The sequence below is a fragment of the Kitasatospora sp. NPDC003701 genome (assembly GCF_053587085.1).
Window position 1 is genome coordinate 1 of the sequence record NZ_JBSFNM010000130.1, and the last position, 7,390, is coordinate 7,390.

The window sequence follows — 7,390 nt, forward strand, 5'->3', positions numbered from 1 at the left end:
GACCTCGCCGTCCGGGCGCGGCATCACCACGAACGCGACGGTCAGCGCGACCGACGCGGCCCCCAGCCCCGCCAGGTTCACCCGCGACACCCGGCCCCGGGCCCGTCCGGTCATCTCCCGGACGAACTCCACCATGGCCGCCGCGCCGGCCAGCCCCGTCAGGTGCACCAGCAGGTTGGTGCCACTGGCGATGCCGAGGACGGTGTCGACCAGGCGCCGGACCGCCGGCGCACCCAGCGTCATCGACACCGCCCAGCAGGTCCACATCGCCGACAGCACCCGGTTGCGCCGGGGCGCGCCCCGCACACCGAGACCGTACAGGGCCAGGCTCCACACCAGCGGGAGGACCACCAGGTCAAACGGCCTCAATGAAGTCCCCTCCACTCGTACGCGTCGGCAAAGGTGCAGATCACCCGGGCGAGCGTGTCGGCCGACTCGCGCGGGATCCCCGGACACCCGACCGGGATCGTGTCGAAGTGCTGCCAGATCAGGGAGGCCAGCAGCTCTGCCTCCTGCTCCTGGTCCGTGGTCGCGCGGGTACGGTCCCGCGCCAGCAGCCGGGCCGCCATCGCCGGGTCCAGATCGGGAAAGAGCCGCCGCAGCCCCTCGCGGTCCGGCTCGCCCTCCTGCCGGTGGTCCAGCAGGATGTGCGCCAGCTCGTGCAGCACGATGTGGGCCTGGTGAACCGGGCTGGTCACCGCCGAGTAGTAAACGTGGTCGGCATCGCCGAGGGCGATCCACACCCCGCAGATCCCCGACCCCCGCACCTCGGCGCCCGGCAGGGGAATCAGTCGCAGCGCCCGCCCGCGCCACCGGGCCACGGAATCCGCCAGGACCTCGATCGTGACCGGCGCAGGCACGTCGAGCCTCCCGATCAGGCCCTCACAGCGCGCCTTGAACCGACGCCAATCCCGTTCCTCCACGCGTGCCCCCGCGTCCGTACAGCTCACCGCCCCGGACGGCCCCGACCCGCCCCAACCGGAGTCTAAACGACCGTCAGCCGGGAGGCTGTGACGCTCCGGCCGCACCGGGTACCGCCGCCCCGGACTCCAGCAGTCCGCTGCGCTCGACCAGCGACCGCACGGTGTCCAACCCGTGCGTCGACATGGTCGCCACCGCCGCCGCCCGCAGCGCCACCGAGCGGACGTCGTTGGCCCGCATCGCCGCGATCAGCGAGAGCTGCGCCGCGACCCGGTCCGCCACCTCGTCGTCGATGAAGTACGCCTGCGGGACGCCGAAGAAGTCGCCCAGGGCCCGCAGCGTCCCGACGGTGGGATTCCCGGCCTTCCCCTTGAGCAGGGTCCACAGCCGCCCGACCGAAATCTTGGAATCCCCCGGCCCGGCCGCCTCACGGATCCCGTCCACCACCTCCTGCAAGGTGTACCGCCGACCGAGCGGCTGCACGTACGAGAACAGGAACCCGATCCGCTCCCCGATCCGCTCCGCCTCCGGATCGAGCCGCTCCTCCGCCTCCAGCACGGTTTCGTCCTGCTCTCGCACGCCCATCGCTCCTTCGCCACCGCCGGTTACCCCCAGTATGGTTGACAGCCGAACAACCGCACCCCTCGAACGCCACGATCCGGACCGCCGCGAGCGCCGCGCCCACCCGCCGAACGCCCACGGACCCGCACCCGGGAAGGTGCGGGACCGGGAATCGTCCGGAGGGATCGCGTCGGAGCAGCGTCGGAGCAGGCCGAACGCCGGCATCAGGCAGGAGAAGGCGAAGACCGCGCCACCGCGTACATCGCGACCGGGACCTCACGGCCGCGGCCGGCGGCGGCACGGCTACCCGCGCGAGCTCCACCAGCACCCGCGACGCGTCGAACGCCGGGGCCGGGGCCGGGCCGCGGTGCCCCGGACCGACCACCACCACACCAGGAGCCCAACGAAACCGCAGCTCATCGAGCCACAGCACGGTTCACCACCACGCTCTGAACGTCGCCTCCGACGACCCAGTCGAATCGATCATGCTTCACCTCAGGGGACCGGCGACGATGCCCTGCCGCTGGTGCTCCGAATCGCCTACGCCGTCGGCTGCCAGGTCCTCGACATCTCCGAGGGCACCTTCCTCGCCTCGCACGACGGCGCCCACGAACTGCCCAGCCTCCGAGGACTACCGGGACCACGTCACCTGACGCCCTGACAACGTGCCCGTGGTGGTCCACTTTGCTGTCACAAACCGCGCTCGATCCAACTCCGACGGCACGCGCTCCAGATTCGCTGTCACGGGTCGGCCAAGGTTGGAGGACACCTTGATGGTCACCTTGATGGTCACCTTGGCGGAGACCGTTACGTGATCGTTGCCGCAGAAGGGGTGGATCACCAAGGAATCCGCCAAGGCGTGCGGGGTTCCCTTCGGCGACCGCGCGAGGCACACGGCCCCGCGCCAGCCGAAGGGCAGCACGATCACGACGAGCACGACGAGCACGACGGGCACGACGGGCGCGACGGGCACGACCGGGGCGACGAGGCGCAGGGCGCGGACCGGGGCGACGAGGCGCAGGGCGCGGACCGGGGCGGAGCCGGACAGCGAGACGCGGGAGGTCGAGATCACCTGGGCGGTGGTGGCCTCGCTGTTCCGGTTCCGCATCGCCACCGCCGAGCAGCTGCGCCGGCTGCACGCGCCGGACAGCAGCATCGAGAAGACGCGGGGCCGGCTGCGCGGGCTGCGTGAGCGCGGCCTGGACGAGGAACTGGTGCTGCCGCAGTCCGGGCGGGCGAAGGGCCGGCTCCTGACGGAGCACGGCGCCCGGATCGCCGCCGCGTTCCCGGAGCTCGCGGACATCCCCGCGCCCCGGCCGCCCGGCGACCGGGAGGCGTTCACGTTCACCCTGTACCACCGGCTCGCCGTCGTCCGAACGCACCTGGTGTTCCTCACCGACGCCCGGAAGCGGGGCAACTCCTACAGGCCGTTCGATTTCGTCCCGGAGGTCACCCACCGCTTCGCCGAAGGCAAGGAGGGCACGGTCCGCCCCGACGGCCTGCTCCACTACGGGCGCACCGCGGCCAACGGGGCGCGGGTGGTGCACCTGGCGTTCGTCGAGGTCGACCGCGCCACCATGGGCGGACCCCGGCCGGCCGCGAAGCTGAACGCCTACGCCCGCCACCGGGCCACCGCCCCGCTCCCGGCCGGGACGAGGGCCGGGAGCATCGAGGCCGTTCAGGGCGGCCGCAAGCCGTTGTGGGAGCGCCGCCACCCCGTCTTCCCGCGGCTGCCGTTCGTCCTCACCGGCACCGGCCAGGCCGGCTTCGCCAACCGGGCGAACGACCTGGAGATCGCCGCCCGCACCCCGTACGTCGCCAAGATGCTGCACAGCGTCCCGGCCGGCGTCGCCAAGCTGGAGGACCTGGAAACAGATAGCGCGGGCGAAGACAACTGGTGGCCGATCGCCGACCCCCGACGGCCCCAGGCCCTGGTGGGAGCCGACCGGCACCAAGCCCTGAGCAGCGCCACCACACTCACCTTGACGCCCGCCCCGGACAGCGGCCGGGGTGGGCATCAAGGTGTCCGGCACCACTCATCAATGCTTTGACCTGCAGCGTTATCGCTCCGTAATCTTCCTTCCAAGGTATCCCGTCGATACCTCGGAAGACCGTCAAGGTGCCCGGCAACGGCGGGGGTGGGCATCAAGATGTCCGGCCGAACCATGGGGTGGCCATCAAGGTGAGCGGCGTCGCGGTCAGCGCCACCGGTAGGAGTCGCCCGTCATCGGCGCCGGCAGCGCCGGGCCGGCGGCGGGCTCGGCGGCCCGGTGGAGGACGGGGCCGACGGCCGGGCAGAGGTGGAGGCCTGCCACGGCGGTGAGCGGCAGCCAGAGCACAGGTGCCCGGCCCGGGTCGTCCTGCTCTACAGCGGCCACGGCGCGGTGGAGGTGGCCGGGCAGGCGGGCGGTGAAGACCAGGTGCCGCCGACGCAAGAGCGCCGTCTCCCCCGGACGCCGGGTCTCCTGCTCCTGGACGAAGCACAGCACCGGCGGCTCGGGCAGGGCGCCCAGGTCCAGGCCGAGCTCCTCCAGCAGCTCACCGCGCAGTGCGGTGGCCGCATCCTCGCCGTCCTCGACCAGGCCGCCGGACAGCGAGTGCTGGAGGCCGTCGGGGCGCTCGCGCCGGATCAGGGCCAGGTGGCCGTCGTGGAGCAGGAGCGCGGGACTCCACGGCAGCGCGCCCCGGCCGGTGACCTCCGGCCGGGGCGCGCACGTGGCCGGGCAACCCGAGACAGGCGACCGAGGTGCAGCCCACGTCCCGGCCGACCCGGAGGGCATCGAATTCCGCCTCCTGGAAGCCAGGATCCCGCCCGCCTGAGCACACAGACGGGCGGGGCCGCCTGTGTCAGACATCGAACGCCTTCACCCGGACCAGCGCGGCCGCGTCGACCTCGTACGTGACGTCCAGCTCTACGAACATCGCCTGCACCTGCGGGCGCGTCCCGTCCGCCTCCTGGGAGTTGACGAAGCGCAGCCACGGTCCGTACGTCTCGACCGGCCGCACGCGGGGGAAGGCCGCGGTCAGGCGGTCGGCGAGGTCGGCGCGGGGCATCCGGAACTCGGCCGTGCAGCCACGGTCCATCAACGAGTTGGTGTCCGTGCAGCTCGCCCCGGTGGCCTGTGCGGGCATCGAGGCGCCCGCGAACTCCACGACCTCCGAGCAGCCGACCCGTTTCGCGCTGCCGTCCACGGCGGCGAACGTGGACACGACGAGGGCCAGGCAGACCACGGGCGACAGGACGAAGCCGACTCCGAGGGCAATGACGGACCACTTGAACCACCTGCGCCGCGCGGAAACGCGTTCGTCCTGCATGAAGGAACCCCTCGGCTGTCCTGATGCGCGGTGACGACGTCACCCCGCCGCCACATTGAACACGTTCAACTCCCCGGATCCGGTTCCCGTCGCCGGCGGACCGGTGGGTGCGCGACAGACGCAAGCCCCGGCCGAAGGCGCGCCTTCGGCCGGGGCTCCGGTGGCGTTCCGGATCAGGAGGCCACGTAGTGCCAGCCCTGGTTCGTGCCGCCGGTGCGGGCCCACTGGATCACCGCGGCGCCATCGGCCGTGCTGGCGCCGGACACATCGAGCAGCAGCCCGCTGTTCAGGTTGGGGAACCGGCGGGCGGACTCGTCGGTACCGTCGGACTCCTCGAACCACCACTGGTTGTCGCCGCCGTGGCAGGTCCACTGGACAGCCTGGGTGCCCCACGCGGTGCTTGCGCCGGGAATGTCCAGGCACTTGCCGGTGAGGACGTTGACCAGCAGGCCCCGGTCCCAGGTCCACTTCTGGTTGGCCCCGCCGTGGCAGCTCCACTGGATCACCGCGGCACCGTCGGCGGTGGACCCGCCGGAGACGTCCAGGCACTTACCGCTGGCCGCGTTGACGAGCTGGAACACGCTCGGAGTGTCGGCCCGGGCCGGGGCGGCGGGCGCGGCCACGGCGAGCCCCGCGGTCGCGGCGAGCACCGCGGCGGCAGAGGCGATGCGTCTGGTGTCGATGGCTCTGATCATTGGTCCCCCTGTGGGTCGGTGGCGTGCTCCCTGCACGGCCGCGCGTATTGGATCACACCGCGGGGACGGTCGGGAAGCGTGTTTCACCCTGTCAAGAACAGGGTGGAGTGCACGGGGCATCAAGGTGTCCGGGGGCAGCCGTCACCAATGCTTTGAGCTGGACTTTCTGCCTGGCTTCCAAGGTCTTCGCGGCCAGCCGCAGGGAGCGTCTCCAAGATGTCCGGGACGCTCTCCAAGGTCTTCGGCAAAGCCTTCCAAGGGGGTGTGGCCGGGTGACGGGGCGACCACCAAGGAGTCGGACCGGGGCCCGAGGGCGGGCACCAGGGTGAGCAGCGTGCGGAGGCCCTCCTGGTCGCACCGCTCAGGTGGCGATGGCTGCCAGGAGGGACTGCATGCGGAGCTCCGCGTCCTCGGCCTCGTCGTACCGGGCCGCGGTGGCCTCGACCACGCCGAAGGCGAAGCCGCGCTCGGCGGCCACCGTGCGCCACCGGAGGACCGGGAACAGCGCGGTGCTGGCGGCGGCCAGCAGCCAGGCCAGCGGGCCGTGGATGCGGGCCGTGGATGCGGGCCGTGGCGATGGCGAGGGCGGCGAGTGCCTCCCGCAGGTCCTCCAGCCGCCCCACCGGCTCCTGCGCCCGCTGCACCTCGGCAGGGCCGACGGCGGCGGCCAGGGCGGCGGCGGCCAGGGCGGCCGCCGCCTGCGCGGCCAGGGCGCGATCGGCGTCGGTCGGCTCCCAGGTCTTGTCACGCCGCTGCCGCTCGGCTTCCTCGGCCAGGCTCTCGATGATCGTCCGCATGTCCACGGCCTCACCGTAGCGGCCGAGGCAGCCTCATGGTCATCCGACCGGGGCGGCCGCCCCCCAAGGCTTTCGGAGCCGGTGGCAAGGGCGTCTGGCTTCCGAGGTGATCATCAAGGTGCACGCCTGGGTGACGGGGTGACCGTCAAGGTGAGCTCCGCCGCGATCAGCGCCACTGGTACGAGGTGACTGGCTCTAATCACGAGTTGTGGTTCTGGTCCAAGTTCTGTGGAACGGTGACGCTCAGTACCGACGGGGGTGTCGGTAGGACGGTCGATAATGCCGGTCATGGCAGATCGCAGTCCGGTTCTCCGGATCATCACCTCGGCGGCGCGGGAGTCCTTGAAGCCGCTCGGCCTGGCCCAGCGTGGGCGGTCGCGGCTGTGGACTGATGATCACGGGTGGTGGCTGGGGGTTGTGGAGTTCACCCCACCACGGACTGCTGGCAGCGGTCTGCACGTCGGTGCGATGTGGCTGTGGCACGACGTGGACCACCTGGCCTTCCACGTGGACGCAGTCCGGATCGGCCCCGAGCCGTTCCGCACCGAGGACCAGTTCACGCCCCTGGCACTCGAACTCAGCCGACAGGCGGCTGCGAACGTGACCGCGTTGAGGGACAAGTTCCCGGCACTGCAGGACATTGCCCAACACCTGACGTCCAGGCCAGACCGTCGGGGATTCCTCTGGGACTGCTTCGACGTCGGGATCGCAGCCGCCCTGGTCGGGGATTCGGACACGGCCCGTGATCAGTTCGAGCGAGTCCTTCGAGAGGACCCGCTGGCCCCGTGGGTGGTCGAAGCCCAGGGGAGGGCACGTGAGCTTCACTCGATGGCGCCGGATCGCGACGCCGTGACTGCCTGGGTCATCCAGGCCGTCGACTCGTGCCGGAGCAAGCTGGGCCTGGATCCTGTGCCGCTCGCGATCAGCTGAATGGGCCCGCTCGTTGGGCAACAGAGCTGCGGATGCTCCTATAGACGTCAAGCTGCGGGGGCAAGGTCGGCTTTGCTGGTTTGTGGTGCTGGTGGCCTGGTCAGTGCGTTGTAGATCTCGCGTGCGACGAAGCGCTTGAGGCAGCGTGTGATGTCCTTCTTGGACATGCCT

9 protein-coding genes and 1 pseudogene are annotated in these 7,390 nt (G+C 71.5%); 2 read left to right on the top strand and 8 right to left on the bottom strand.

Translation table 11 applies throughout. The features are described 5' to 3' along the window. From ACWDRR_RS43830 to ACWDRR_RS43845, 4 genes are all read right to left on the bottom strand, one after another. Nucleotides 1-369 (bottom strand): hypothetical protein (locus ACWDRR_RS43830; protein ID WP_449777944.1); only part of this gene is annotated, 369 nt, incomplete at its 3' end. Further along, on the bottom strand, nt 366-860 hold the full coding sequence (locus ACWDRR_RS43835) for a hypothetical protein (protein ID WP_449777945.1): 495 nt from the start codon (nt 858-860) through the stop codon (nt 366-368). The genes ACWDRR_RS43835 and ACWDRR_RS43830, both read right to left, overlap by 4 nt. Nucleotides 861-996: 136 nt before the next feature. After that, nucleotides 997-1,506 (bottom strand): hypothetical protein, encoded by a 510-nt coding sequence (locus ACWDRR_RS43840; protein ID WP_449777946.1) that lies wholly within the window; start codon nt 1,504-1,506, stop codon nt 997-999. Nucleotides 1,507-2,113: 607 nt separating this feature from the next. Then, nucleotides 2,114-2,554 carry a hypothetical protein gene (locus tag ACWDRR_RS43845; RefSeq protein ID WP_449777947.1) on the bottom strand — a complete coding sequence of 147 codons (441 nt, stop codon included), beginning with the start codon at nt 2,552-2,554 and terminating at the stop codon, nt 2,114-2,116. Between the two features lie 7 nt (nt 2,555-2,561). Here ACWDRR_RS43845 and ACWDRR_RS43850 point away from each other — a divergent pair, with 7 nt between their 5' ends. Then, nucleotides 2,562-3,533 carry a replication-relaxation family protein gene (locus ACWDRR_RS43850; RefSeq protein ID WP_449777948.1) on the top strand — a complete coding sequence of 324 codons (972 nt, stop codon included), beginning with the start codon at nt 2,562-2,564 and terminating at the stop codon, nt 3,531-3,533. Between the two features lie 147 nt (nt 3,534-3,680). Here ACWDRR_RS43850 and ACWDRR_RS43855 read toward each other — a convergent pair whose 3' ends face one another. The 3 genes from ACWDRR_RS43855 to ACWDRR_RS43865 all read right to left on the bottom strand — a co-directional run bounded on the left by ACWDRR_RS43855 (nt 3,681) and on the right by ACWDRR_RS43865 (nt 5,492). Next, nucleotides 3,681-4,262, bottom strand: coding sequence for an NUDIX domain-containing protein (locus ACWDRR_RS43855; protein WP_449777949.1), 582 nt, complete (start codon nt 4,260-4,262; stop codon nt 3,681-3,683). Between the two features lie 67 nt (nt 4,263-4,329). Further along, nucleotides 4,330-4,797, bottom strand: coding sequence for a hypothetical protein (locus tag ACWDRR_RS43860; protein WP_449777950.1), 468 nt, complete (start codon nt 4,795-4,797; stop codon nt 4,330-4,332). Between the two features lie 173 nt (nt 4,798-4,970). Continuing rightward, complete coding sequence (locus ACWDRR_RS43865) at nt 4,971-5,492, bottom strand: RICIN domain-containing protein (RefSeq protein ID WP_449777951.1); 522 nt, start codon at nt 5,490-5,492, stop codon at nt 4,971-4,973. 1,085 nt (nt 5,493-6,577) lie between these two features. On the opposite strand from ACWDRR_RS43865, the gene ACWDRR_RS43870 reads away from it, so the two are divergent. Beyond that, entirely contained in the window at nt 6,578-7,219 is a 642-nt protein-coding gene (locus ACWDRR_RS43870) for a hypothetical protein (protein WP_449777952.1), read from the top strand. A 47-nt stretch (nt 7,220-7,266) separates the two neighbouring features. On the opposite strand, the pseudogene ACWDRR_RS43875 reads toward ACWDRR_RS43870, so the two are convergent. Beyond that, nucleotides 7,267-7,390: pseudogene (locus ACWDRR_RS43875) on the bottom strand (IS110 family transposase); the annotation flags it as partial.

Bases quoted from the DNA above. Each gene is read 5' to 3' on its own strand.
- ACWDRR_RS43840 (WP_449777946.1), bottom strand. From the start codon at position 1,506: ATGGGCGTGCGAGAGCAGGACGAAACCGTGCTGGAGGCGGAGGAGCGG.
- ACWDRR_RS43855 (WP_449777949.1), bottom strand. From the start codon at position 4,262: ATGCCCTCCGGGTCGGCCGGGACGTGGGCTGCACCTCGGTCGCCTGTC.
- ACWDRR_RS43860 (WP_449777950.1), bottom strand. From the start codon at position 4,797: ATGCAGGACGAACGCGTTTCCGCGCGGCGCAGGTGGTTCAAGTGGTCC.
- ACWDRR_RS43865 (WP_449777951.1), bottom strand. From the start codon at position 5,492: ATGATCAGAGCCATCGACACCAGACGCATCGCCTCTGCCGCCGCGGTG.
- ACWDRR_RS43870 (WP_449777952.1), top strand. From the start codon at position 6,578: ATGGCAGATCGCAGTCCGGTTCTCCGGATCATCACCTCGGCGGCGCGG.